This is a genomic window from Bradyrhizobium yuanmingense (assembly GCF_025200905.1).
GTDB classification, from domain to species: Bacteria; Pseudomonadota; Alphaproteobacteria; order Rhizobiales; family Xanthobacteraceae; genus Bradyrhizobium; species Bradyrhizobium yuanmingense.
On record NZ_CP104173.1, the window covers coordinates 7,356,961 to 7,381,493 of the forward strand.

A 24,533-nucleotide genomic window follows, 5' to 3' on the forward strand; every position below is an offset into this window, starting at 1 on the left:
CATAGTGAGATGATTTGCGTGCAGAAATAAATCGGGTCGCAGTTGCATCGCCCGCCACAATGCGGCCTAACGCTTAGCCGTTCATCCCGACACTTCGACAAAGAACCTTCCGGGGAAGTTCACCACATGACCAACCTTCGTTTCGTGCTGCTTGCGACGACGGCTCTGACCGCGATGCAATTGGCCAACACCGCATCGCATGCGCAAGACGCTGCGCCGTTCGTCGTCGCTCAGGCCCAGCCGCAGGACGCGGGCCCTGACGGAAGACCGAAGCAGCCGCCGAAGGGACCGCCAGGCGCGGCGCCGCCTGCAGCACCCGCACGCCCCGCGGCTCCGCCGCCGGCGGCTGCACCGCCCCAGCCGCCTGCAGCTCCTCCGCCGGCCGCAGCACCGCCGCGCCCGGCAGCGCCGCCACCGCCTCCGCCTCCCCCTGCGGCCCGCCCGGCACCTCCGCCGCCGCCTCCCCCTGCAGCCCGTCCGGCGCCTCCGCCGCCCCCGCCGGCGCCTGCTGCTCCGAAGCAGCCTTCGCCGCCTCCGGCCGCGGCCCCGCAGCAGCAAGCCCCGACACCGCCGCCTCCGGCCGCGCGTCCCGCTGCCCCGCCGCCGCCTGCCGCACGCCCGGCTCCCACGCAGCCCGCACCGCCCCCTGCGGCGGCGCCGCAGCAGCAGGCCCCGACTACACCACCGCCTGCCGCTCGTCCGACCCCGCCCCCGCCGCCGCCCCCTCCCGCAGCGGCTCCGCCGGCTCGGCCGACTCCCGCGCCTGCGCCCACGGCAACACCGCCTGCTCCGACAGCCGCGCCCCCGGCCCGCCCCGGCGCGCCTGCGCCGGCAGTCACGCCGGCTCCAACGGCGACCCCGGCACCGACGACGCCACCTGCGCCAACCGCAACGCCGGCTCCCGGCAGCACGCCCGGCGCAGCGCCGGCTGGTCGCCCCGGCGCACCTCCGCCCGGCGTACGTCCTGGCGCGCCGCCGCCCCCGGCGGGATCACCCGCACCCGGCGCCACGCCCGCTCCAACGGCAACGCCCGCGCCCGGCAGCACGCCGCCACCCCCGCCGCCCGGACGTCCGGGGTCGGCAACGCCCGCGCCCGGCGCAACCCCGGCCCCGACAGCGACGCCAGCCCCGGGGCAGCAGGGTGGAACGCCTCCTGCCGGCGCGCCCGCCGCCGGGACTCCGGCTGCGCCGCCGCAGGCTGGTGCGCCCGCCCGGCCGCCGGCACCTCCGGCCGGCGCCGCGGCTCCGACCGTGGTGCCCGGCACGCCGGCCGCAGCGCCGCCGCCCGACCGGGCACAATACAGACCGCCGACGGTCGCGCCGGCTTTCCGCGCCGCGCCGACAGTCGCCGCGCCCCTGCCGCCGCCGCCGCGTCCGCAGCAGCGTGACCTGACGCCGCTCGCGATCGGCGCGGGCGTGGTGGCCGGCGCCGTGATCGGCGCCACCATCGCCGATATCCATAACCAGCGGCGCGAGGTCGTCGAAGGCGGCCGCACCGTCTACACCGAGCCGGACCGCATCATCATCCGCGATCCGGGCGGGCAGGCTTACGTCCGCGGCAACGATCTCTATCGCTTCCGCTATGGCGCCCGCGACATCCGCACCGACACCGTCGGCGGCGAAACCCGCACCGTCGTGATCCGTCCCGACGGCAGCGAGGTGATCACCGTGGTCGGGCCGGACGGCTCGCTGCTGCGTCGTATCCGCCGGGACCCGCGCGGACGCGAGATCGTGATCATCGACAACACCTACCGCGATCCGCGGGCGGTCGGCGGCTTCTACGTCGACGTGCCGCCGCCGGTGGTCAACATTCCCTACGATCGCTACATCGTCGACGCCCAGGAGGCGCCGCCGCAGGTGATCTACGAAACGATGCGGGCTCCGCCGGTGCAGCGGATCGACCGGCGCTACTCGCTCGACGAGATCCGCTACAGCCCGAATGTTCGCATGCAGATGCCGAGCATCGACGTCAACACGATCAACTTCGAGACCGGATCGTGGACCATTCCGCCGGATCAGGCGGCGCGGCTGCAAGTGATCGCCGACGGCATCAACCAGGCGCTCCAGGCCAACCCGCAGGAGGTGTTCCTGATCGAGGGCCACACCGATGCGGTCGGCAACGAGGTCGACAATCTGTCGCTGTCGGATCGCCGCGCGCAGGCCGCAGCCGAATTGCTGACGCAGCAATTCAGTGTGCCCGCGGAGAACCTGACGTCGCAGGGCTATGGCGAGCAGTATCTGAAGGAGCAGACGCAAGGCGCGAGCCTGATCAACCGGCGCGTCACCGTCCGTCGCATCACGCCGTTGCTCAACGGCGACCAGGCCAACGCGGCGCCTCCGCCGCGCCAGTAAGACCTTCGCAAGAAGACAATGGCCGGGAGCGATCCCGGCCATTTTTCTTGTCACGCCGTCATTGCTTCCGACGGCAGGCATGCCTCGCAAACGGCGGCAACATGCCGGTGATCGGTGCCGCAACAGCCGCCGAGAATGCGCATGCCGGGGAATGCGCGCCTGAGCAAATGGTAGCGGCGGCCGAGATCTTGGGGATCACCACTGTCCAGCGCCTCCGATTCGTCGAGCTCGGCATGGCTCTTGGCCGATGCATTGGCTCTGATGCCGTGGATGCGCTGCACCCACGCCTCGCCTGCGGCGAGTGCACTCTCGAAGTGAGTTGGGTGCGCGCAATTGATCAGGAAGTATTCACAGGCACGTTCAGTTGCGTCGTCGACCGCCTCGATCGCCTCGCGCAGCGACTCTCCCCGGACGAGGCGGCCATCGGTTTCGACCGTGAAAGAGATGGCGACCGGAATGTCCTGCCTCTTGGCTGCACGGACCACGCCCACCGCTTCGTTGATGCTGTTCAGCGTGAATGCAGTCACCATGTCGGCGCCCGCCTCGGCGAAGGCCGCGATCTGGCCTGAGTGGTAGGCTTCCGCCTCCGCCGCGTCCATGTTGCCGGCCTTGTAGCCGTCGCCTCGCGGACCGATCGCGCCGTTGATGACGCAAGGCATGCCGGGCAACTCCCAAGCGCCGCGGAATTCGTCGAGGAAGCGGATGGCGCGCATGTTGATGGCCTCGAGCCTGGCGGCATCATAGCCGAGCTTGGCGCCCCAATCAGGGTTGGCGCGCCAGGTCGGACTGTCGAGAACAAAGCCGAGCCCATGCTGCCGCGCGATACGCAGGTAGGCTTCGTAGTACTGCCTCAAATGCGCGCGGCCATCCGCGCTGTCGAGCAGCACGAATGCCGCAAAGTGGGGCAGCTCCAGCCCGTGCTGAAAGATGAGAGTTGTTTCCATGCCGCCATCGGTCAGGAAAATGCCGCCGCCGCGCTGCGGCAGACCATGTCTGTATCTGGCCATTGATCGCTCCATCATTTGGACGTGCCGCTCTCTTCACTCGGTCGCGCTACGCCCGCGTTCGGTCGCGGCATTTGATGCCGCATAATGTCGCGTCGCTCTAGAAGCCCCGTTGTGCGGCTGAACTTCCACCCGCAAGCGGAGACAAATCAATGATTTGCACGAGTCACGCGGAGTGGGCCTTGGCCCCGAGGGTCAATTTCCGCACCGTCGGTACAGTTCTGGAGACATCAATGGGAAAGGGCGAAGCGACGCGCGAGCGCATTCTCGAGATCGCGGAAGCGGCGGTGCTCGCAAAGGGCTTCGGCGCCACCTCGATCGAGGAGGTCATTGCCGAGGCCGGACTGACCAAGAGCGGCTTCTTCTATCACTTCAGGGACAAGAACGCGCTCGCACGGGAGATGCTGCGCCGGTACGTGGATACGAATGACCGCCTGTTCGACGAGATCTTCAGGCGCGGACGTGAGCTCTCCGACGACCCGCTGCAGTCGTTCCTGATCTCGCTGAAACTACTCGCCGAAGTCATGGCCGATCTGCCGAACGGCCATCCCGGCTGCCTGATCGCCAGCATCTGCTATCAGGAGCGCCTGTTCGACCGCGATGTTCGCGATCTAACCGCGCAATCGGTCCGGAGCTGGAATGCGCACTTCCGCGAGATTCTCGACGGCATCGCCGCCATCTATCCGCCCCGCGAGCCGATCGATCTCGACGATCTCGCGGAGATGATCTCGTGCGTCGTCGACGGCGCAATCATCATGTCGAAGACGCTCAACGACTCGAAGCGGCTGGAGCGACAGATCCTGCTCTTCCGCAGCTGCGTGAAGCTGGTCTTCACGCCGCCTCACTCGTCGTGAATTGATGGAACGTGAGCGGACCAGGGCGGCCCGGCCTGCCGCGCTCGCCTGCGGCAGGAATGTGATTGGGCCCAGGTTGGCAGTCGCCCCCATCATTCTCGCGCAGCCAATCCCAGCGCATCGGCCATGACACGGAACACTTCGGTATTGTCCATCGAGCCGTGCACGCGCTCGCTCCCCGGGCCCGCCGCCGTGACAATGACGTCCTCGCCCGAATGCACGCTGGCGCCGACCAGCGACGACAGATTGCCGGGGCGCAGCACCGCGCCCAGGACCTCCTTGTATTTGTCGTTGGCCTTGAAGGTGCCGTCGTCGCCGGCCTTGACGGTCGGCTCGTTGGGATTGTCGAGCTTCGGACGGAACGTCTCGTAATGATCGGGCAGGCTCGCCGAGAAGATGGCAAGCCGGCGGCTCACGTCGATGCGTGACGGGTAGCCTTCCGCGTCTGGGGCCGGATAGTTCGGAAATCCGGCCTTGTCGTAAACCCCGACGCGCTCGCGTAAGGGAACGTTGGGCACGGTGGCCATGTCGTCATTCACTGTGCCGACCAGGCTGTTGGGGTGATTGTGATCGGCCAGCACCAGGATGAGGGTGTCGTCGCCGCGTGCGCGCGCCCATTCGCGCGTCTGACGCACCGCGTTGTCGAGCATGATCGTGTCGTAGACCGCGCGCTCCATGTCGAGCAAATGCGCGTATTTGTCGATCATTCCGGATTCGACCATTAGGAAGAAGCCGGCTTCGTTCTTCGAGAGGATTTTCAACGCCGCCTGCACCTGCTCGGTCAGATCAGGCTGCTCGGGGAATTTCTTGACGCCGCCTCCTTTCAGGAATTTGCGGTCGAGCGCGCCGTCCATGTTGCCGGTGGCGAACAGGCCGAGCAGCTTGCTCGTCTCCTGCTTGGCGGCGGAGGCGCTGAGCTCGCCCGCGGTGGTCGCCAGCTGATAGCCGGCATCGCGAAACTTCGCGATGTAGTCGGTCTCGTCCTTGCGCTTGGAGCCGGCAGCCGACTTCGGCAGAAAATTCGCACTGCCGCCGCCCATCATCACATCCGGCTTTGCCGCGAAGAACTGCTCGACGATGTCGTCATAGGCGGCGCGGCGGCGGGTGTGCGCGACCATCGCCGCCGGCGTCGCGTCTTCGATCTCGGTATTGGTGACGACACCGATCGCCATGCCGAGCCGTCTTTTGGCGAGGCTGGTGATGGTTTCGACCTTGGGATCGTCGAGCGGGCTTGCGCTGCGGTCAGCGTAGACGCCGAGGGCATTGACGGCGCTCTTGTGCCCGGTCGCATAGGCGCTCGCCGAGTTCGCGGAATCCGTGATGATCGAGTCCGAGCCGGCGGTTGCCACCAGGGCCATATGGGGCATGTCGTCGATGGCGAGCTTGCCGCGGCTCTTGCCTTCCGAAATGCCCTTGGACAGGATTCGCGCGGCGACCCGATGCGCCGGCGACATGCCATCGCCGATGAACAGGATGACGTTCTTCGCCTTGCGCGGGCCGGTGTCGTAGACCGTCCAGGTGACGCTGCGCTGGCGCGTGCCGTCGCTCACCTCCACGGCGACGCTACCCGGCTTGGTCAGCGTGACGTCGCGCAGGACCAGGGCCGACTGCTCCTTGCCGTCCTCGCGCTCGACGAAGGTTCCGGAGCGGCCGAACGCGGCCGCGTAATCCGCGCCGTTCACCGTCACCTTCAACTTGGCGGGATCGACCAGCCCCGGGAGCTCGACCTTGAAGTCGAACTTGGCTCCGGCCAGGATCTCGGCGCGATCGATCGGATAGATCGTCTGCGCCGACGATGATGATGCCCAACAGAGAACAATGAGAGAGGCGAGTGCCGATCCCCTGACCATGTGCGATGCTCCGCAATCCCGTTTCCAACAGTGGAAGCGTAGCGGTCGAGAATGACAGCGTCATTAAGCTCGGTGCCCGGATGGAGCGAAGCGCAATCCGGCTCCGGAAAGCCTCAGCCCTTGTCGCTCTCGAGCCGGAAGATCTGCGAGCCTTCGCTGCCCGACAACAGGCCGGTCTTCGAATAGAGACCGAGCTTGGTGCGGGTGTCGGCGATGTCGAGGTTGCGCATGGTGAGCTGGCCGATGCGGTCGGCCGGCGTGAAGGCGGCGTCCTCCACCTTCTCCATGCTCAGCCGCTCCGGCGCATAGGTAAGGTTGGGGCTCTCGGTGTTGAGGATCGAATAATCGTTGCCGCGGCGCAGCTCGAGCGTGACTTCGCCGGTGACGGCGCGGGCGACCCAGCGCTGTGCGGTCTCGCGGAGCATCAACGCCTGCGAATCGAACCAGCGGCCCTGATAGAGCAGGCGCCCCAAGCGCATGCCGCTGATCCGGTACTGTTCGATCGTGTCCTCGTTGTGGATGCCGGTGACGAGGCGCTCATAGGCGATGTGCAGCAGCGCCATGCCGGGCGCCTCATAGATGCCCCGGCTCTTGGCCTCGATGATGCGGTTCTCGATCTGGTCGCTCATGCCGAGGCCGTGACGACCGCCGATCGCGTTGGCCTCGAGGAACAGCGAGACCGGATCGGAGAAGGTCTGGCCGTTCAGCGCGGTCGGCTGCCCTTCCTCGAAACGCACCACGACCTTCTCGGCCTTGACGGCGCAGTCGTCGCGCCAGAACGGCACGCCCATGATCGGGGTGACGATCTTGATGCCGCTGTCGAGGCTCTCGAGATCCTTTGCCTCATGGGTGGCGCCGAGCAGATTGCTGTCGGTCGAATACGCCTTCTCCGCGCTCATCTTGTAGGCGAAGCCTTGCGCGGTCATGAATGCCGACATCTCGGCGCGGCCGCCGAGCTCGTCGATGAACTGCTGGTCGAGCCAGGGCTTGTAGATCTTCAGGCCGGGATTGGTGAGCAGGCCGTAGCGGTAGAAGCGCTCGATGTCGTTGCCCTTGAAGGTCGAGCCGTCGCCCCAGATGTTGACACCGTCTTCCTTCATCGCTGCGACCAGCATCGTGCCGGTGACGGCGCGGCCGAGCGGCGTGGTGTTGAAATAGGTGATGCCGCCGGTCGAGATGTGGAAGGCGCCGGACTGGATCGCGGCGATGCCCTCGTGGACCAGCTGCGTGCGGCAATCCACGAGGCGCGCGTTCTCGGCGCCGAACTCCATCGCCTTGCGCGGGATCTCGTTGTAGTCGGCTTCATCCGGCTGACCGAGATTGGCGGTGTAGGCGTAGCAGCGCGCCCCCTTCTGCTTCATCCAGAGCAGCGCCGCAGAGGTGTCGAGGCCGCCCGAAAAAGCGATGCCGACTTTCTCACCCTTGGGCAGGCTTTTCAGGATCGTGGTCATGGGGCTTCCAATCGGGTCTCAAGCTGATGTGATGGGTGCGTTCGACCGCGCGAATATCAAATTTCGCGGGGCTCGGCACCCCTTTAATGGCTCAAACCGAGGGCTCGGGGCCGGTCTTGCGGCCGAACAGGCGCTGGCGGAGCCGGTAAGCGGGCATGTTCAGCCGGGTCAGGGCGGCATCCACCGCTTCGTCCGAGAACCGCGTGCGCGGCCAGCGATAGATCAGCGCGTAGGCGAACCAGATCACGACGAAGGTGACGAGGCCCGCGATCGAAACGTCGGTGAAAAAGTGCCCGCCGAAGGCCATGCGCAGGGCGCTGGTCAAGGCGCCGAACACCACGGCGGCGGCATAGGCGAGCGGCCGCCACGCCGGCGGCGCCAGCGCGGCCGGCGCCAGCGTCCAGAACGCCGTCGCGCCTTCGCCGGAGAAGAACGAGCAATTGCGCCCGCAAGTGCCGCGCGGATCCCACCACGGCACGAATTGCTGATCGCCGGCAAACTCGGTCACCACCACCGGACGCGGACGGCCCCAATAATTCTTGAACGTCAGGTTGGTCAAAATACCGGCCGACATGGTCATCGTCACCAGCAGGAAGATGACCGTACGCCCCGGCACCATCAGCGGCCGGTCGGGCCGGATCATCTTGACCACGAGCGCGACGATCGAGGGAAGGGCGAAGGCCCAGGCGATCCACATCGCCGCATCGCGCGCAAAGCCGGCCCACCCGTTCAGCTTGAGCGGAAACGTCTTGGTCTCCGCGTCGAAGAATAGCGAAGCGAGCTTGAGGTCGAGCTCGGGATAGAGGCCGAAGACGACGCCGATCACGAGCCACAGCGCCAGGGCGATGAAGAGTCCAGTCCTGTTCATGGCGCGCGGTTTAGCGGAGTGGGGCGGGGATGGAAACCCCAAGGGAGGGTAGGAAACTCACCGCGGGCCCGGCCTTGAATTCGCCGGCAATGGCGGCGGTGGTTTCCGCGGGGGCGGCGGGATGCGCCAGGCGCCGGCGTTACGGCCGGCGATCAGCCAGTAGACGAAGCCGGCAACAATGCCCGCGCCCGTCATGATCTCCAGGTGACGCCGGACGATGCCCTCAAACTGCAACGTGTCGGAATGGAACGGGACGAGGCCGAGATAGCAGGCGAGCCCGACAAGGCCGCCGCCGACGGCATAGGCGATCGCACTGCGGATATAGAGCGCTTCGGTGATCGCGACGATCACCGCCGCCGGCACCAGCGCAAAGCCGGACACGAAGATGAAGCCGAAGCCGAGCAGGATGTCGATCGTGCCCTGGTCGACCGGACCGGCGCCCAGATCGGCGAATTCCGGAAACAGCAGCGCGACGACGACGATCATGCCGCCGACAAAGCAGGCGGCGAGGAAGCCGATGAAGATGACGACGAGGCGGCCGATCAGGGACATGACGTCAAAATCACCTCGCCGTCATTGCAAGGAGCTCGCGACAAAATTGCGCAGCAATTTTGCGCTGATGCGACGAAGCAATCCAGACTGAGGCCGCGGAGATATTCTGGATTGCTTCGCTGCGCTCGCAATGACGAGGAGGCGGGAGCGTGGGCATCCCGACCTAATCCGTCATCGCCATGGCGCGCAGCGCCTGGCGCTCGCGCGCCGAGAGCTTTTCCGTCTCCGACTTGAGCTGGCCGCAGGCGGCGAGGATGTCGCGGCCGCGCGGGGTGCGCACCGGCGAGGAATAGCCGGCGTTGAAGATATATTCGGAGAACTTTTCGATCTGGTCCCAGTCGGAGCATTCATAGGCGGTGCCGGGCCAGGGATTGAACGGGATCAGGTTGATCTTGGCCGGAATGCCCTTGAGCATCTTTACCAGCAGTTTTGCATCGTCGAGCGAATCGTTGACGCCCTTGAGCATCACATATTCGAAGGTGATGCGGCGCGCGTTCGATGCGCCGGGATAGTCGCGGCAGGCCTGCAGCAGCTCCTTGATCGGATATTTGCGGTTGAGCGGCACCAGCTCGTTGCGCAGCTCGTCGCGCACCGCGTGCAGCGAGATCGCGAGCATGACGCCGATCTCCTCGCCGGCCCGCACGATGTTCGGCACCACGCCCGAGGTCGACAGCGTGATGCGGCGGCGGGAGATGCCGATGCCTTCGTTGTCGCCGACGATCAGAAGCGCATCGCGCACCGCGTCGAAATTGTAGAGCGGCTCGCCCATGCCCATCATCACGATGTTGGTGACGCGGCGCGTGCCGTCCTCGCGATCGGCCCAGTCGTTGAGACGGTCGCGCGCGACCATCACCTGGCCGACGATCTCGCCGGCGGTGAGGTTGCGCACCAGGCGCTGGGTGCCGGTGTGGCAGAAGGCGCAATTGAGCGTGCAGCCGACCTGCGAGGAAACGCAGAGCGTGCCGCGGTCGGTCTCGGGGATGTAGACGCATTCGACTTCATGCGCCTTCTGAACATTATCGCCGCTCGGCAGGCGCAACAGCCATTTGCGGGTGCCGTCGTTGGAGATCTGCTCGGCCACGACTTCCGGCCGGTCCACGGTGAAATGCTGGGCGAGCTCGGCGCGGATGCCCTTGGAGATCGAGCTCATCTCGTCGAAGCTCTGGGCGCCGCGGAAATAGATCCAGTGCCACAGCTGCTGCACCCGCATCTTGCGCTGGGCCGGCGCGACACCGATCTCGCCGAGCCGATCGGCAAGCTCGGTGCGCGACAGGCCGATCAGCGACGGCTTGGCCGGCGGCACATAGGTTTCGAGCGGGGTCTTCTCCACCAGGAGGCCGTTGTGCGGCTCGGTCGTCGGTTGCATTGAATGGACCTAATGGCTTGGTCGTTCCGGGATGGTCCGAAGAGATCGCGAAGCGACCCTGAGGACCAGACCCGGAACCTCGGAGATTCCGGGTTCGTGCTGTGCGCGCCCCGGAATGACGAAGAAATCTGGAACGGCCCCTATATAACAACCGGAACCGCCGATTGCGACCTTATCGCCCGCAGTCTTAACGCCGGCAATCCTGCGCGATCTTGTCGAGCGCCTGGGCGAGGCCCTTCAGCGAGAAGGTGTCGGTCGTCTCGGTCCCCTTGGCCGAGACGCCTTTGACGACGAGATCGGCGGATTTGCGCATGGCTTCGACCATCCGCTCCTCCTCGGCCGCGTTCTTGATCCAGAGCCCGTCCCCCTGCGTGTACATGGCGAAGGAGGCGCCGCCGACCTCGGCGGTCGATTCCGAGCCCGGCTTCAGCGCATAGCCGATCATGACCGAGACTTCGTTGTTGACCTTCTCGGCCGGCCGGGTCGAGACGAAGGCATAGGCGGGATCGCGCGGCCGGTTCGGCGGATTGGTCTTCGACGATGACGGCTTGGCCAGCGCGAAGCAGACCTTCTTGCCGTTCGGCGTCGCCGAATAGGCACCCCAGGTGCCGAACTGCCCGATCAGGGTCGGCTCCGCGCCCCCCGCAACGGCCGCAGCCGGGGCCGCCGGCTTGCTCTCGGGCTTCGGGGCCGCCTTTGCGTTGGTGTTGGCCGGCGGCGCCGCCGGCTTCGGTGCCGCCTCTTTTGGAGCTGGACTGGACTTGGGCGTCGGTTGCGCCGTCTGCGCCCGCGCAGACACGGCGATTCCCCCGGCCGCCACGCCAGTCATCAAAGCTAAAATCAGCACCCGCCACATGCCGCGTTGGTTCCCTCAATATTGTGACTGGAAGATGGCCCGAGCGCGCTTTGTCCCCGGGCAGGGATAGCCGGGAAAGTTCAATTTGGGAAGGCAGTTAGCGGTATCTTCGGCGGCTAGGCCCTGGATCGGGCGGCGCGTTGCGCGGCCCATTGCGCCTCGGTCCAGCCGAGCAAATCCTCGGCGCCGGAACTGCGCAGATGCGCGCCACCGTCGATCACCACCATCTCGCCATTGATGTAGGCGGCGTGATCCGAGACCAGGAAGCTGGCGAGATCGGCGAGCTCGCCGTGCTCGCCGGTGCGGCCGAGCGGATTGCGCGAGGTCCAGCCTTCGTCGCGGCCTTCGGGACGGAGCTGCCCGGTGGCCCCTGCGGTCGGAAACGGGCCCGGCGCGATCGCCACGGTCCGGATGCCCTTCGGGCCCCATTCCACCGCAAGACTCCTGGTCATCGCCAGCAGTGCGGATTTCGCCATCGCCGAGGGAACGGTGAAGGCGCGGCCGGTAATGGTGGAGGTCGAGAGGATCGACAGCACGACGCCGCGATGGTTAGCCTCGATCCAGCGCCTGCCGGCGGCGAGCGTGCAATACATCGCGCCATGCAGTGTCGGCGCCAGGATCGCGTCCGCGGCGCGGAAGGAGAGATGCTCGCTCTGTGCGATGAAGGTGGCAGCGGCATTGTTGACGAGGATGTCGAGCGGCGCCTCGCGCCAGATCGCATCCATCATGCCGTCGACCGCCGCACCGTCGCGGATATCGCAGGCGATGGTGATGACCGTGCCGCCGATCTCGTCGCGCATCTCGCGCGCCGTCGCCTCGAGCCGCTCGAGCTTGCGGCCGCAGATCACGAGCTCGGCGCCGAGCGCGAGGAAGCGACGCCCCATCGCAGCGCCGAGACCCGAACCACCCCCGGTAATGAGGATGCGCTTGTTCTTCAGCAGGCTTGTTTCAAACATCGTTTGAATCCTTTCTCCGCGGATTTCGTCATTGCGAGCCACCGGGTCCGCGCGAAGCGCGGCCCGATGACGGGCTTCGCGAAGCAATTCAGACTATTCCGCAGGACGGACTCTGGATTGCTTCGCTGCGCTCGCAACGACGGAGGATAGGCCGTCGCTGACCCCAGACAAAGAATCCGGATTGTCGCCACTGCCTAAATCCGGCAGAAACGGCCAAACTATAATTCCACCCGAAACGCCCTCAAGGTGCCGCCATGAAAGCCATCCTCTGCTCGCAATATTGCCAGCCCGACGACCTCGTCCTGACTGAGGTGCCGGATCCGGTGGCGGGGCCCGGCGAAGCCGTGATCGCGATCAAGGCGGCGGCGCTGAATTTCTTCGACATCCTGATGATCCAGGGCAAGTACCAGATCAAGCCGCCGTTCCCGTTCTCGCCGGCCGCGGAAGTTGCGGGCGTGATCGAGAGCATCGGCGCTGGTGTCACTGATCTCAAGGTCGGCGATCGCGTGGTCGCCTCCTGCGGCCACAACGGCGCACGCGAGAAGATCGCGCTGCCGGCGGCATCGATCGTGAAGATCCCCGACAATCTCGACTGCGACCGCGCGGCAGGCATCATCATCATCTACGGCACCGCGCTGCATGCGCTGGAAGATCGCGCCAGCCCCAAGCCGGGCGAGACGCTCGCTGTGCTGGGCGCGGCCGGCGGCACCGGCCTTGCGGCCTGCGAGCTCGGCAAGCTGATGGGCTTGAAAGTCATCGCCTGCGCCTCGTCGGACGAGAAGCTCGAATTCGCCAAGGCGCACGGCGCCGAGCTGACGCTGAACTATGCCAAGGAAGATCTGAAGGAAGGCCTGCGCAAGCTCACCGGCGGCAAGGGCGTCGACATCATCTTCGATCCCGTTGGTGGTGCTTACGCCGAACAGGCGCTGCGCTCGATCGCATGGGAAGGCCGCTTCCTCGTCATCGGCTTTGCCGCCGGCGACATTCCCAAGATGCCGCTGAACCTCGCGCTCCTGAAGGGCTGCGACATCCGCGGCGTGTTCTGGGGCGCCTGGACCCGGCTCAACCCGGCCAAGAACCGCGCCAATCTCGAGAAGCTGGTGAAGTGGACCGCGGAAGGCAAGATCTCATCGCATGTCGACCGCACCTTCCCGCTGGCGCAGACGGCCGATGCGTTGAAGGTGTTGGCGGGACGTCAGGCCATGGGCAAGGTGATCTTGCATCCGTGAGGATGCGAGACGGAAACGCGTTTGTCGCGACCTGCACACCACACACTCACTGTCATCGCCCGCCTAGTGCGCAATTGCGCACAGGGGCGGGCGATCCAGTACTCCGTGACGTCAGCGATTGAACCGGGAGGCCGCGGCGTACTGGATTCCCCGCCTTCGCGGGGAATGACAGCGGAAGGCGTGGCGAAACTGTTACGCTGCCTCGACGTCCGCCTCATCTACGCCGCGCCTCAGCACGGCGCGGGCGGCCTCGCGATGCTCGTTCGTGATGTGGCCGGCAACCATGCGGATGGCGGTGGCGAGCACGGCGGCGTCATCGGCGAAGCCGAGCATGGGCATCACGTCCGCGACGAAATCGAACGGCAGGACGAAATAGGCGATTGCACCGAGCAGCGAAGCCTGGACGTGACGCGGCGTCTGCCGGTCGAACGCGCAGTAATAGGCGGCAAGTAGATCCTCCGCGAACGGCAGATGCGCAGCGACCCGCTTCAGCTTGCGCCAGAAGCGGCGGCGCACGCTCTCGCGATCTTCCGCAAGCCGATCGGCCGGCTCGAAGCCAACGCTGTGCTCGGCAGCCATGCTCAAATGCTCCCCGTTCTGCGGGAGGCGGAGGACCGCCCGATCCCGGCTGATCACAAGATGGGGATGCAGCCGGTCTCTGCAAGACGTCTGCTTCAAGACGTCTGCTTGGTGTCAGCCTGCGATGGCGTTCATCGCCTTGGCGAGCGCCATGTCGCGCGCGGTGACGCCGCCGGCGTCATGGGTCGACAGCACCACCTCCACCGTCTTGTAGACGTTGCGCCATTCGGGGTGGTGATCCATCTTCTCGGCGACCAGCGCGGCGCGGGTCATGAAGCCGAACGCCTCGTTGAAATCCTTGAAGACAAAGGTTTTCCCGATGGCGTCGCGGCTTTGGACGTCAGTCCAGCCGGATAGTCCGCCCAGCGCCTGCCTGCGCGCCTCCGCCGAGAGCCGTTCTGCCATGGTCGTCTCCGTCCTCTAGGGGGAACTTTACTCTAACACCGCCCCGGCGCCCCGGTTCATACGGGATTTCCTGCATCCGCTAACCATGACGGAGATGTAACCCCGCCGGACAAGAAATTTGCTACAATTGCGGGCGTAAATCGCCGGCCAAGATGAAACCGAGCCTGAAGCGCCTCTTTGGGAGACCGATGACCGGGGGATTGGACCTGGCCGAAACGCCCCCTCCGCCTTCGCCGCGATCCGCGGCGCGGAAGACGGCGCTCGTGTCTCTTGCGTTCCTGCTTGCGATCGTCGGCGTGGTCGCCGGCGGCTATTACTTCGCGATGCGTCCCGTGACGCTCAGAATCGCGGTCGGCCCCGCCAACAGCGACGACGTCAAGGTCGTGCAGGCGCTGACGCAAGGCTTCGCGCAGCACAAGAGCTATGTGCGGCTGCGCCCGATCCAGACCGACGGCGCGACCGCCAGTGCCAATGCGCTCGCGGAAGGCAAGGTCGATCTCGCCATCGTGCGCGGCGATCTCGACGTGCCGAAGAACGCGCAGGCTGTCGCGACCCTCCGCAAGAACGTCGTGGTGCTGTGGTCCGTGCCCGCCAAAGGAAAGAAGAAGGGCGCGAAGATCACCAAGATCGCGCAGCTCGCCGGCCATCGCGTCGGGGTCGTCGGCCGCACCCAGGCCAACGTCAATCTGCTCAAGGTGATCCTGCACCAATACGGCGTCGACCCGGCCAAGGTCGAGATCGTGCAATTTCCCGTCAATGAAGTTGCCGAGGCGATCAAGGCGCAGAAGGCCGACGTCTACCTCGCGGCAGGCCCGGTCAACAGCAAGATCACGGCGGACGCGATCTCGGCATCGGTCAGGGAGGGCGGCACGCCAACCTTCCTCGCCATCGATTCCGCCGATGCGATCGCGCAAAATCATCCAGTCTATGAAGCGGGCGAGATCCCCGCCGGCACCTACGGCGGCTCGCCCGACCGGCCCGAGGACGAGGTCAAGACCATCAGCTTCGCGCACCACATCGTAGCGCGCAAAGGCGTGTCCGAGGCCGACATCGCAGCGTTCACGCGCCAGCTCTTCGCCGTGCGCCAGCAACTGGTGACGGAATTCCCGCTGGCGGCGAAGATCGAGACGCCTGACACCGACAAGGATGCAGTGATCCCGGTGCATCCGGGTGCGGCCGCTTTCGTCGACGGCGAGGAGAAGACCTTCCTCGACAAGTACAGCGATTACATCTGGTGGAGCCTGATGGCGCTCTCGGCCATGGGCTCGGTCGGCGCCTGGTTCGCCGGTTATCTGAAGAAGGACGAGCGCGACAACAACAATCACCAGCGCGAACGCCTGCTCGACATGATCGCCGCGGCACGCAAGTGCGAGACGACCGAAGAGCTGGACCAGATGCAGACCGAGGCCGACGAGATCCTGCGCGACACGCTGCGCTGCTTCGATCACGGCGCCATCGAGGAAGCCGCGCTCACCGCCTTCAACATCGCACTCGACCAATTCCACGCCGCCGTCGCCGACCGCAAGGCTGTGCTGTTCAGCCTGCCGCCGAACCTGCAACGTGCCAGCGCGCAGTTCCGGGCCGCCGGCAACGCGTGAGCGCCCGCGCGCGTTATTGCTGCGTCACATTGTCTCAATATAGCTCCCAACGTCATTCCGGGGCGATGCGAAGCATCGAACCCGGAATCCATTGCGCAGCATTCGCGGGGAGACATGGATTCCGGGTTCGCGCTACGCGCGCCCCGGAATGACGGACTCCCCCGCAAGCCCCGGGGTCGGAGCCTCATGACCATCACATTCTCCCGCCGCCGCTTCCTCGCCAGCAGCGCCGGTGCGCTCGGCACGCTGGCGATGCCGTATCTTTCGCGCGCGGCCGACCGGCCGGCAGTCACCCACGGCGTGCAAGCGGGCGACATCACCGTCGACGGCGGCGTGGTGTGGGCGCGAACCGACCGGCCCGCGCAGATGCTGGTCGAGGTCGCCACGAGCGAGTCCTTCAAGGACGTCCGCGCATTGCCGCCGATCGCGGCGCTGCCCGAGAGCGACTTCACCGCCAAGATGCTGGTCGAAAATCTACCCGCCGGCCAGGACATCTTCTACCGCGTCCGCTTCCGCGATCTCTCCCACAGCGCGATCGAGGGCGAGGCGGTGACCGGCCGCTTCCGCACCGCGCCGGCCGACCGCCGCGACGTCAGCTTCGTCTGGGGCGGCGACGTCGCAGGGCAGGGCTGGGGCATCAATTCCGACGACGGCGGCATGGTCACCTTCTCGACCATGCGCAAGCACCGGCCGGATTTCTTCCTGCACTCGGGCGACACGATCTATGCCGACGGTCCCATCCAATCCGAGGTGAAGCTCGCCGACGGCAAGATCTGGAAGAATCTGACCATCCCGGAGAAGGCCAAGGTCGCCGAGACGCTGGACGAGTTTCGCGCCGCGTACAAATACAATCTTACCGACGACAATCTCCGCGCCTTCAATGCCGAGGTGCCGGTCTTCGTGCAGTGGGACGATCACGAGGTCACCAACAACTGGTCGCTGTCGAAAGACTTGCCGGCCGCCTACAAGGTGCGCGACATCTCACTGCTCGCAGCCCGCGCGGGCCGGGCCTTCCACGAGATGTACCCGATGCGGGAGAGCATCACTGAACCCGGCCGCGTCTATCGCCAGATCTCCTACGGCCCGCATCTCGACGTATTCGTGCTCGACGAGCGCAGCTATCGCGGGCCGAACGGTGCCAATCTCGAAACCGCCTATGGCCCCGCCAGCTATTTCCTTGGCCCGGAGCAGATCGCCTGGCTCAAGCGCGGCCTGCTGAATTCGCGCGCGACATGGAAGGTGATCGCGTCCGACATGCCGATCAGCCTGATCGTCTCCGACACGCCGAAGGGCGGCTCGGAAGCCGTTGCGCAGGGCGACGGCCCGGTGCGTGGCCGCGAGTTCGAGATCGCCGACATCCTACGCTTCATCAAGTTGGCGCCGATCAGCAACACGGTGTGGCTGACAGCGGACGTGCACTACGCCGCCGCGCATTATTACGATCCGAACAAGGCGCAATTCCAGGAGTTCGAGCCGTTCTGGGAGTTCGTCTCGGGCCCGCTGCACGCGGGCACGTTCGGCCCGAACGCGCTCGACAATACCTTTGGCCCCGAGGTGCGCTTCGTCAAGGCGCCGGGCAAGGATAGCCAGAACCTGCCGCCGTCCGCCGGCATGCAGTTCTTTGGTCACGTCAAGATCGACGGCGCGTCCGGCCGGATGACGGTGACCCTGCGCGATCGCGCCGACGTCGCGCTGTGGTCGACCACGCTCGATCCGAAGCTTGCGTGACGGCCAATTCGAAGCCGGATGAACCCTCCGGCCGGCCCGGACGACAATTGCGAGCGCCAGCGCATTTTCGAGGGCGTGATGCCGTCCGAGCCATGTTCGAGTTGATACCGTGCCGTTCAGCCGCCCAACGATCGTTATCGCGCTGCTGCTGAGCGCAGCATCCCCCACATGCGCGCAAACCCAGGACAGAGCGACGCTGGTGCGCGAGGCCCTCGCTTCGCCTTACGGCAAGGCGCTGACCGCCGAGCTCGGCAAGTCACTGCGCGCAAGCTCCGACCCGGCATGTCTGACGGATAAGGGGTTGGCTGCCGACCAGCTCGAACCGCGCGGCCGCGATATCGTCATCAGATGGGGCACGCGCATGTTGGAAGGCGCATCGGCGTTCATCGACCGGCAGATCTCCGACAATCCATTTGCCGGCGCAGCCGAATTGGAAAGCCTGAAGAGCAATCCGGATGTGAAGCGCTATCTCGCGATGGAAGAGCCGATACGTCAGGCGAAGATCCTGGATTTGATCTTCGAGCATTTCGACCGCTACAACGTGATCGCCCGCGTGAAACTTGGAGGGGTCTATCCATTGCAGACAGGCAACGAAGCTCTGCTCCGTCTCAATCCGACCGATGCAACGGAAGAGCGGTTGGAGACGTTCGCCATGAAGAGTCGCTCGAAGGCGCTGAAACGTTTCCTGCAATTGTCCGATCAAGAGGCGATTGCGCAGAGTGCGGCGATCAGGAAGGCCTCATCGCCGGCGCCGTTTCCGCACACCTTCTTCAAGGGCGTCGAGACCGACCTCGCCGAGCTCTGCATTCGCTCCGGCAAATAGGCGATCAGGTGTCCCGTGCCTGCAGCGCCGCCTCCAGCGCCTCGCTCGAGCACGGCTTCTGCAGCCGGGGCCGGCCCGCCAATTCGGGCGGAATGCGCACCTCGGCGCCGTACCCGGTGACGAACACGAACGGAACCTTCAGCGCGATCAGCCGCTCGGCGATCGCAAAGCTCGTCTCGCGGATCAGCTCGACATCGAGCAGCGCGAAATCGGGTCTCCGTTTCGCAATGGCGTTCAACGCCTGCGTCACCGAACCCACGGTCCGCACGGCGGCGACACCAAATCCGAGCAGGCGATCCTCGAAATCGATCGCGATGATCGGATCGTCCTCGACGATCAGAACATCGGCCGGCCAGCCTGTGCCATTGGAGTGTGCAGGTACCATGATCGCATCTTGGTTTGGGGGTTTTTGGATCAGGACTGCCGCGACACGATGCCTGCGCGCAGCGCATCGGAGGGTTCCCGGAACGAAACTCACCACATCATCGTTCTCTGGTCTGTCCACTTGTGCACACAGGAAACGGATGGAACTCGCTAAGGTGAAAGGAAGGGTGGGAGTTCAGAATGGATGCGCGTATCGGCAAGATCACCGAGGTCGAGAGCCGGCCGGCCAACAATCTGCTGCGGCGTTTGAGTCAGGTCGACTACGGCCTCGTGGCGCCGCACGTGACCGTCGAGGACTCTGCAGCCGGGCACTTGCTCTACAATCCCGGCGATGACGTGCAGGTCGTCCACTTCCCCTGCGGCCCGTCGCTCGCGACTTTCCTCGTCCCCAACGAGGATGGCCGCGACGTCGAGACCATTCTGGTCGGCCGCGAAGGCGCCGTGGGCGGCATCGTCAGCGAGGGATTTCTGCCGGCCTATACCCGGATCTGCGTCAAATTCGGTGGACCGTTTGCGCGCATTCACGTTGCCAAGCTGGAAGCAGCCAAGCTGCGCTCGGCGTCGCTGCGCAACGTCTTTGCCCGCTATGCCGATTGCATGCTGGCCCAGATCTTCCAGTCGACCGCCTGCAACGCGATCCATTCGATCGAGCAGCGCACCGCCAAATGGATCCTGGCGGCGATGGAGCGGACCGGCGACGAGACCAGTGTGCCGCTGACCCACGAACAGCTCGCGACTTTGCTCGGCGTTGGCCGCTCCTATGCCAGCCGCGTGCTTCAGTCGTTCAAGGCCGAAGGCGTGCTCGACACGCGGCGCGGCTCGATCCTCGTCCGCAACCGCGACGGCCTGAGGCTGCGCGCCTGCCTGTGCAACGATGCGGTGAAGATGCATTTCGAGGAGGTGCTGCGCGGGGTCTATCCGACCGAGGAGCGGGAGGCCGGGTAAGCGGTTCTTGCTTTCTTCCTTCTCCCCCTGTGGGAGAAGGTGGCGCGAAGCGCCGGATGAGGGGTTCTCTCCGCGCTCACACTTGCAAATGAGTATGCGGAGAGATACCCCTCACCCCAGTGAGCCTGTGTCTGCGAGCGGTGATGCCCTCTCCCACAAGGGGAGAGGGCGCAATCATGCGCATCGCGCTGTTTGAACGTAGCCGTGCTATACTGGCCCCGCATGAGCGGGGCTTTCCTTCACACTCTCTTCGACATTCTGGCCTGGCTGGCGGCGGCGGCCGCCGTCTATTGGCTGTCGCGACGGGGCTTGCAGTTTCCCTCGCAATCCTTCGCGCTGCCCTATATCGCCGCGCTGGTGTTTGGCGCAGGCCTTGGCGCCTATCTATTCGGCTCCGCCAATCTGTGGCTGTCCGGGCAAAGCGGCATTGCGCGCTCGGTCGAGGGCGGGCTGGCGGGCGGCATCGTGGCGATCGAGCTCTACAAATGGTCCGCAGGCGTCACGGTGCGAACCGGCGCGCGCTTCGCGCTGCCGCTGGCGCTCGGCATCGCGATCGGCCGGATCGGCTGTTACTTCGCAGGGCTCGACGATTTCACCTATGGCACGCCGACGGCGCTGCCCTTCGGCCATGATTTCGGCGACGGCGTTCGCCGCCATCCCGTGCAGCTCTACGAGAGCGCGGCCATGGCCCTGTTCGCGCTCGCCTATGTGGTGGCGGTCTTGAACCGGAACGCGTTCACGATCACCAATGGTTTCTACCTGGTGCTCGCCTATTACGGAATGCAGCGCTTCCTATGGGAATTCCTCAAGCCTTATGGCACGCTGGTCGGGCCCCTGACCCTGTTTCACCTACTGTCGCTGTCCGTCCTGCTCTACGCCGCATTCATGCTCGCGACGGCACCCCAAGCGAGACGCTTACAAAACGAGTCACTTGCATGAACGCGCCGTTGCGTAAGTCGCGCCCCTACATCTTCTGGGGCCAGACCCAATCTCTTTGCGAGATCTGCCTGAAGCTGGTTCCGACCAAGATCCAGATTCTCGGCAACGAGGTCTGGTACGAAAAGCGTTGCAGGGAGCACGGCGTGCAATCGACGTTGGTGTCGACCGATGCCGCCTATTGGCGGCTGTGCAAGGATTTCATCAAGCCGGGCGACCGGCCGCTGCAATTCCAGGAACGAACCCAATTCGGCTGCCCCTATGATTGCGGTCTCTGTCCCGACCACGAGCAGCATTCCTGCCTGGCGCTGATCGAGATCACCGAGCATTGCAACCTCACCTGCCCGGTCTGCTTTGCGGAGTCCTCGCCGGCACGAACCAAATTCACGCCGCTCGCGACGGTGGAGAAGATGCTCGACGCGCTGGTCGCGAGCGAGGGCGAGCCCGATCTCGTGCAGATTTCCGGTGGCGAGCCAACGCTGCATCCCGACTTCTTCGCGATCCTGGACGCGGTGCGCGCCCGGCCGATCCGCCACGTCATGATCAACACCAACGGCCTGCGCATCGCCCGCGAAAAGGATTTCGTGGCGCGGCTCGCCAAAAACAGGCGCGGGCTGGAGATCTATCTCCAGTTCGATTCGCTGCATCGCGATGCGCTGATCAACCTGCGCGGCGCGGACTTACGGAAAATCCGCCAGCAGGCGCTGGAAAATCTCGAGCATTACGGCATCTCGACCACGCTGGTCGCGACCATCAAGCGCGGCGTCAACGATTCCGAGATCGGCGACATCGTGCGCCACGCGCTGACCTGGACGTGCGTGCGCGGGGTGACATTGCAGCCGGTCCAGGATGCCGGCCGCAACGAGAGCTTCGACAAGAATACCGACCGCATCATGCTGTCGGAGATCCGCAAGCGCGTGATCGAAACCGGCGTGTTCGGCGACAAGGACATGATCCCGCTGCCCTGCAACCCCGAGAGCATCTCGATCGGCTATGGCCTGCGCAACGGCGAGAAGGTGCTGCCGCTGACCTCGTTGATTCCGCAAGAGCAGCTGGTTGCGGTGATGCCAAACACGATCAGCCCGGAAAAGTATCCGATGCTGCGGGAAAAGTTCATCGACCTGTTCTCGCTCTCCTCAGGGCCCCTCAACACGTCCGAGCGCGTCTGCGAATTGTTGTGCTGCCTGCCGAGCTTTCAGGTGCCGGACGGGCTCACCTACGAAAACGTCTTCCGCGTCACCATCGTGCAGTTTCTCGACCGCTTCAATTTCTGCGTCGGCAACGTCAAGCGCAGCTGCATCCATTTCGTGACCGAGCAGGGGGCGATCATCCCGTTCGACACCTACAATCTGTTCTATCGGAATGGCGCCATCTCCCGGATTCGCGCCGGGCTCGAGGGGCAAACCTATCACGAGGCGAGGCAAACCGAGGAGGCACCACGATGAGCGACACGCCACCGCCGGTTCTACCGCCACCCGCACCAACGCCCGGCCCAGCTCGCAGCGGCTGCCTCACCGCCCTGATGGCGATCGCCGGGATCTTCATGCTGCTGCCGGGTGTCTGCGCGCTGCTGTTCGGCGGAGTGTCGATGTTCGAGGACGGCAAGATAGCTGGCGACATCGCGCCGTTCGTCCTTCTGGGACTGGTCGTGGGCATCGGCGGGGTCGCCATGATCTGGGCGGCCATCAAGGGGCGCAGGGTCCCCGCTCACCCCCCGACCCAGCCCTAAGCCCCGGGGATTCCCGGACAAAATTCAGTCAACCAACGGTCAAAGAACACATTGTTTTTTGGCCGTTTTTGCATATATTGCGCCGCAACGCGCAGGGCGCCCGGTCTGATATGGCCGGGCTTCCTTTTTGGGCGGAAAGCGCCCCGTTTCCAGTCTTCCAGCGTTGTTTCGAGAAGAGGTCCCGGTCCGACCGGCGAGATCGCGCTTAACCCATTGTTCGACCGCAAAGAAGCTCACTCATGAATCTTCGTAACGTCGCCATCATCGCCCACGTCGACCACGGCAAGACGACCCTGGTCGACAAACTCCTGCAGCAGTCCGGCACGTTCCGCGAGAACCAGAAGGTGACCGATCGCGCCATGGATTCCAACGATCTGGAGCGCGAGCGCGGCATCACCATCCTGGCCAAGGCGGCCTCGGTGCAGTGGAAGGACACCCGCGTCAACATCGTCGACACCCCCGGCCACGCCGATTTCGGCGGTGAGGTCGAGCGCATCCTCAACATGGTGGACGGCGCCCTGGTGCTGGTCGACGCCGCCGAAGGCCCGCTGCCGCAGACCAAATTCGTGGTCTCCAAGGCGCTCAAGGTCGGCCTCAAGCCGATCGTCGTCATCAACAAGGTCGACCGCCCCGACGCGCGCCCGACCGAAGTCATCAACGAGGTGTTCGACCTGTTCGCGGCGCTCGATGCCAGCGAGGAGCAGCTCGATTTCCCGATCCTCTACGGGTCGGCCAAGCAGGGCTGGATGGCGGATAGCCCCGAAGGTCCGCAGGACAAGGGCATGGAGCCGCTGTTCGACCTGATCCTGCGCCACGTCGCCCCGCCGAAGGTCGAGGAAGGTCCGTTCCGCATGATCGGTACCATCCTCGAAGCCAACCCCTATCTCGGCCGCATCATCACCGGCCGCATCTCTTCCGGCACGCTGAAGCCGAACCAGCAGGTCAAGGTGCTGAACGCCGACGGCAAGCTGGTCGAGTCCGGGCGCATCACCAAGATCCTGGCATTCCGCGGCCTCGAGCGCACCCCGCTCGATGAAGCCGAAGCCGGCGACATCGTCGCGATCGCGGGCCTCACCAAGGGCACCGTCGCCGACACCTTCTGCGACCCGACCGTCGAGGTGCCGCTGCCGGCGCAGCCGATCGATCCGCCGACCGTGTCGATGTCGTTCATCGTCAACAACTCCCCGCTCGCCGGCACCGAAGGCGACAAGGTGACGAGCCGCATGATCCGCGACCGTCTCCTGCGCGAAGCCGAGGGCAACGTCGCGCTGCGCGTCGTCGAATCCGCCGACAAGGACGCGATGGAAGTGTCGGGCCGCGGCGAACTCCAGCTCGCGATCCTGATCGAGACCATGCGCCGCGAGGGCTTCGAGCTCTCGGTGTCGCGTCCGCGCGTCGTCTACCAGAAGGACGAAGCGACCGGCGCAACCATGGAGCCGATCGAGGAGGTCGTGATCGACGTCGACGAGGAGCATTCCGGCGTCGTCGTGCAGAAGATGAGCGAGCGCAAGTCCGAGCTGATCGAGATGAAGCCGTCCGGCGGCAACCGCCAGCGCCTGGTGTTCTACGCGCCGACCCGCGGCCTGATCGGCTACCAGGGCGAATTGCTCACGGACACCCGCGGCACCGCGATCATGAACCGCCTGTTTCACGGCTATGCCCCGTACAAGGGCGAGATCCAGGGCCGCCGCAACGGCGTCTTGATCTCCAACGACCAGGGCGAAGCAGTGGCTTACGCCATGTTCAAGCTGGAAGACCGCGGCCCGATGATGATCGAGCCGGGCTGGAAGGTCTATCGCGGCATGATCGTCGGCGAGCACACCCGCGACAACGATCTCGAGATCAACGTGCTCAAGGGCAAGCAGCTCACCAACATCCGCACCACCTCGAAGGACGAGGCGGTGCGCCTGACCCCGCCGATCCGCATGACGCTGGAAAAGGCGCTCGCCTATATCGAGGACGACGAGCTCGTCGAGGTCACCCCGAAGTCGATCCGCCTGCGCAAGAAGCACCTCGACCCGAACGAGCGCAAGCGCGCGGAAAAGGCCAAGGAAGCGGTGGCGTAGGA

At 65.4% G+C, this 24,533-nt stretch carries 22 protein-coding genes; 11 read left to right on the forward strand and 11 right to left on the reverse strand.

The genetic code is table 11. The features are described 5' to 3' along the window. Positions 1 to 126 precede the first annotated feature (126 nt). The gene (locus tag N2605_RS34080; protein ID WP_260345121.1) at positions 127 to 2,352 is read left to right on the forward strand and encodes an OmpA family protein; all 2,226 of its coding nucleotides are present in this window, start codon (positions 127 to 129) and stop codon (positions 2,350 to 2,352) included. 50 nt (positions 2,353 to 2,402) lie between these two features. Here the strand turns inward: N2605_RS34080 and N2605_RS34085 are convergent, their stop codons facing one another. Next, positions 2,403 to 3,359, reverse strand: a complete 957-nt coding sequence (locus N2605_RS34085; RefSeq protein WP_260345123.1) for a homocysteine S-methyltransferase family protein — start codon at positions 3,357 to 3,359, stop codon at positions 2,403 to 2,405. Between the two features lie 230 nt (positions 3,360 to 3,589). Here N2605_RS34085 and N2605_RS34090 point away from each other — a divergent pair, with 230 nt between their 5' ends. After that, positions 3,590 to 4,210, forward strand: a complete 621-nt coding sequence (locus N2605_RS34090; RefSeq protein ID WP_260345124.1) for a TetR/AcrR family transcriptional regulator — start codon at positions 3,590 to 3,592, stop codon at positions 4,208 to 4,210. A gap of 92 nt (positions 4,211 to 4,302) precedes the next feature. Here the strand turns inward: N2605_RS34090 and N2605_RS34095 are convergent, their stop codons facing one another. From N2605_RS34095 to N2605_RS34125, 7 genes are all read right to left on the reverse strand, one after another. Next, positions 4,303 to 6,060, reverse strand: coding sequence for an alkaline phosphatase (locus N2605_RS34095; RefSeq protein WP_260345125.1), 1,758 nt, complete (start codon positions 6,058 to 6,060; stop codon positions 4,303 to 4,305). 113 nt (positions 6,061 to 6,173) lie between these two features. Continuing rightward, a complete protein-coding gene (gene argG, locus N2605_RS34100; RefSeq protein WP_036002800.1) occupies positions 6,174 to 7,511 on the reverse strand; it encodes an argininosuccinate synthase in 1,338 nt (445 codons plus the stop codon). Between the two features lie 91 nt (positions 7,512 to 7,602). After that, the gene (locus tag N2605_RS34105) at positions 7,603 to 8,379 is read right to left on the reverse strand and encodes a phosphatase PAP2 family protein (RefSeq protein WP_036002803.1); all 777 of its coding nucleotides are present in this window, start codon (positions 8,377 to 8,379) and stop codon (positions 7,603 to 7,605) included. Between the two features lie 57 nt (positions 8,380 to 8,436). Beyond that, entirely contained in the window at positions 8,437 to 8,931 is a 495-nt protein-coding gene (locus tag N2605_RS34110) for a hypothetical protein (RefSeq protein ID WP_225172100.1), read from the reverse strand. A 163-nt stretch (positions 8,932 to 9,094) separates the two neighbouring features. After that, the gene (rlmN, locus tag N2605_RS34115; RefSeq protein WP_036024187.1) at positions 9,095 to 10,297 is read right to left on the reverse strand and encodes a dual-specificity RNA methyltransferase RlmN; all 1,203 of its coding nucleotides are present in this window, start codon (positions 10,295 to 10,297) and stop codon (positions 9,095 to 9,097) included. A 187-nt stretch (positions 10,298 to 10,484) separates the two neighbouring features. Continuing rightward, positions 10,485 to 11,153, reverse strand: a complete 669-nt coding sequence (locus N2605_RS34120) for an invasion associated locus B family protein (RefSeq protein WP_036002810.1) — start codon at positions 11,151 to 11,153, stop codon at positions 10,485 to 10,487. 116 nt (positions 11,154 to 11,269) lie between these two features. Further along, a complete protein-coding gene (locus N2605_RS34125; protein ID WP_225127902.1) occupies positions 11,270 to 12,109 on the reverse strand; it encodes an SDR family oxidoreductase in 840 nt (279 codons plus the stop codon). A 254-nt stretch (positions 12,110 to 12,363) separates the two neighbouring features. Between N2605_RS34125 and N2605_RS34130 the strand changes: the two genes are divergently transcribed. Next, on the forward strand, positions 12,364 to 13,338 hold the full coding sequence (locus N2605_RS34130; RefSeq protein WP_260345128.1) for an NADPH:quinone oxidoreductase family protein: 975 nt from the start codon (positions 12,364 to 12,366) through the stop codon (positions 13,336 to 13,338). Between the two features lie 192 nt (positions 13,339 to 13,530). Here the strand turns inward: N2605_RS34130 and N2605_RS34135 are convergent, their stop codons facing one another. Continuing rightward, positions 13,531 to 13,917 carry a YkvA family protein gene (locus N2605_RS34135; protein WP_036024189.1) on the reverse strand — a complete coding sequence of 129 codons (387 nt, stop codon included), beginning with the start codon at positions 13,915 to 13,917 and terminating at the stop codon, positions 13,531 to 13,533. Between the two features lie 114 nt (positions 13,918 to 14,031). Next, positions 14,032 to 14,322: a 4a-hydroxytetrahydrobiopterin dehydratase gene (locus N2605_RS34140; protein WP_260345129.1), complete on the reverse strand. Its 291-nt coding sequence runs from the start codon at positions 14,320 to 14,322 to the stop codon at positions 14,032 to 14,034. Positions 14,323 to 14,474: 152 nt separating this feature from the next. On the opposite strand from N2605_RS34140, the gene N2605_RS34145 reads away from it, so the two are divergent. The 3 genes from N2605_RS34145 to N2605_RS34155 all read left to right on the forward strand — a co-directional run bounded on the left by N2605_RS34145 (position 14,475) and on the right by N2605_RS34155 (position 18,471). Beyond that, positions 14,475 to 15,920 carry a TAXI family TRAP transporter solute-binding subunit gene (locus N2605_RS34145; RefSeq protein ID WP_225142344.1) on the forward strand — a complete coding sequence of 482 codons (1,446 nt, stop codon included), beginning with the start codon at positions 14,475 to 14,477 and terminating at the stop codon, positions 15,918 to 15,920. 186 nt (positions 15,921 to 16,106) lie between these two features. After that, positions 16,107 to 17,648 (forward strand): alkaline phosphatase D family protein, encoded by a 1,542-nt coding sequence (locus N2605_RS34150; protein WP_260345130.1) that lies wholly within the window; start codon positions 16,107 to 16,109, stop codon positions 17,646 to 17,648. A gap of 199 nt (positions 17,649 to 17,847) precedes the next feature. After that, positions 17,848 to 18,471, forward strand: a complete 624-nt coding sequence (locus N2605_RS34155) for a hypothetical protein (protein ID WP_260345131.1) — start codon at positions 17,848 to 17,850, stop codon at positions 18,469 to 18,471. A 4-nt stretch (positions 18,472 to 18,475) separates the two neighbouring features. Here the strand turns inward: N2605_RS34155 and N2605_RS34160 are convergent, their stop codons facing one another. Beyond that, positions 18,476 to 18,856 carry a response regulator gene (locus N2605_RS34160; protein WP_225186435.1) on the reverse strand — a complete coding sequence of 127 codons (381 nt, stop codon included), beginning with the start codon at positions 18,854 to 18,856 and terminating at the stop codon, positions 18,476 to 18,478. Positions 18,857 to 19,035: 179 nt separating this feature from the next. Here N2605_RS34160 and N2605_RS34165 point away from each other — a divergent pair, with 179 nt between their 5' ends. The 5 genes from N2605_RS34165 to typA all read left to right on the forward strand — a co-directional run bounded on the left by N2605_RS34165 (position 19,036) and on the right by typA (position 24,531). Further along, positions 19,036 to 19,800, forward strand: a complete 765-nt coding sequence (locus N2605_RS34165) for a Crp/Fnr family transcriptional regulator (protein ID WP_036002835.1) — start codon at positions 19,036 to 19,038, stop codon at positions 19,798 to 19,800. A gap of 222 nt (positions 19,801 to 20,022) precedes the next feature. Continuing rightward, on the forward strand, positions 20,023 to 20,739 hold the full coding sequence (locus N2605_RS34170) for a prolipoprotein diacylglyceryl transferase family protein (protein WP_225144202.1): 717 nt from the start codon (positions 20,023 to 20,025) through the stop codon (positions 20,737 to 20,739). Next, positions 20,736 to 22,181 (forward strand): radical SAM protein, encoded by a 1,446-nt coding sequence (locus N2605_RS34175; protein ID WP_036024195.1) that lies wholly within the window; start codon positions 20,736 to 20,738, stop codon positions 22,179 to 22,181. Before N2605_RS34170 ends, N2605_RS34175 begins: the two co-directional genes overlap by 4 nt. Next, a complete protein-coding gene (locus N2605_RS34180) occupies positions 22,178 to 22,465 on the forward strand; it encodes a hypothetical protein (RefSeq protein WP_225172094.1) in 288 nt (95 codons plus the stop codon). The genes N2605_RS34175 and N2605_RS34180 overlap by 4 nt, the downstream gene beginning before the upstream one ends. A gap of 239 nt (positions 22,466 to 22,704) precedes the next feature. After that, positions 22,705 to 24,531: a translational GTPase TypA gene (typA, locus tag N2605_RS34185; RefSeq protein ID WP_036002847.1), complete on the forward strand. Its 1,827-nt coding sequence runs from the start codon at positions 22,705 to 22,707 to the stop codon at positions 24,529 to 24,531. Positions 24,532 to 24,533 lie beyond the last annotated feature (2 nt).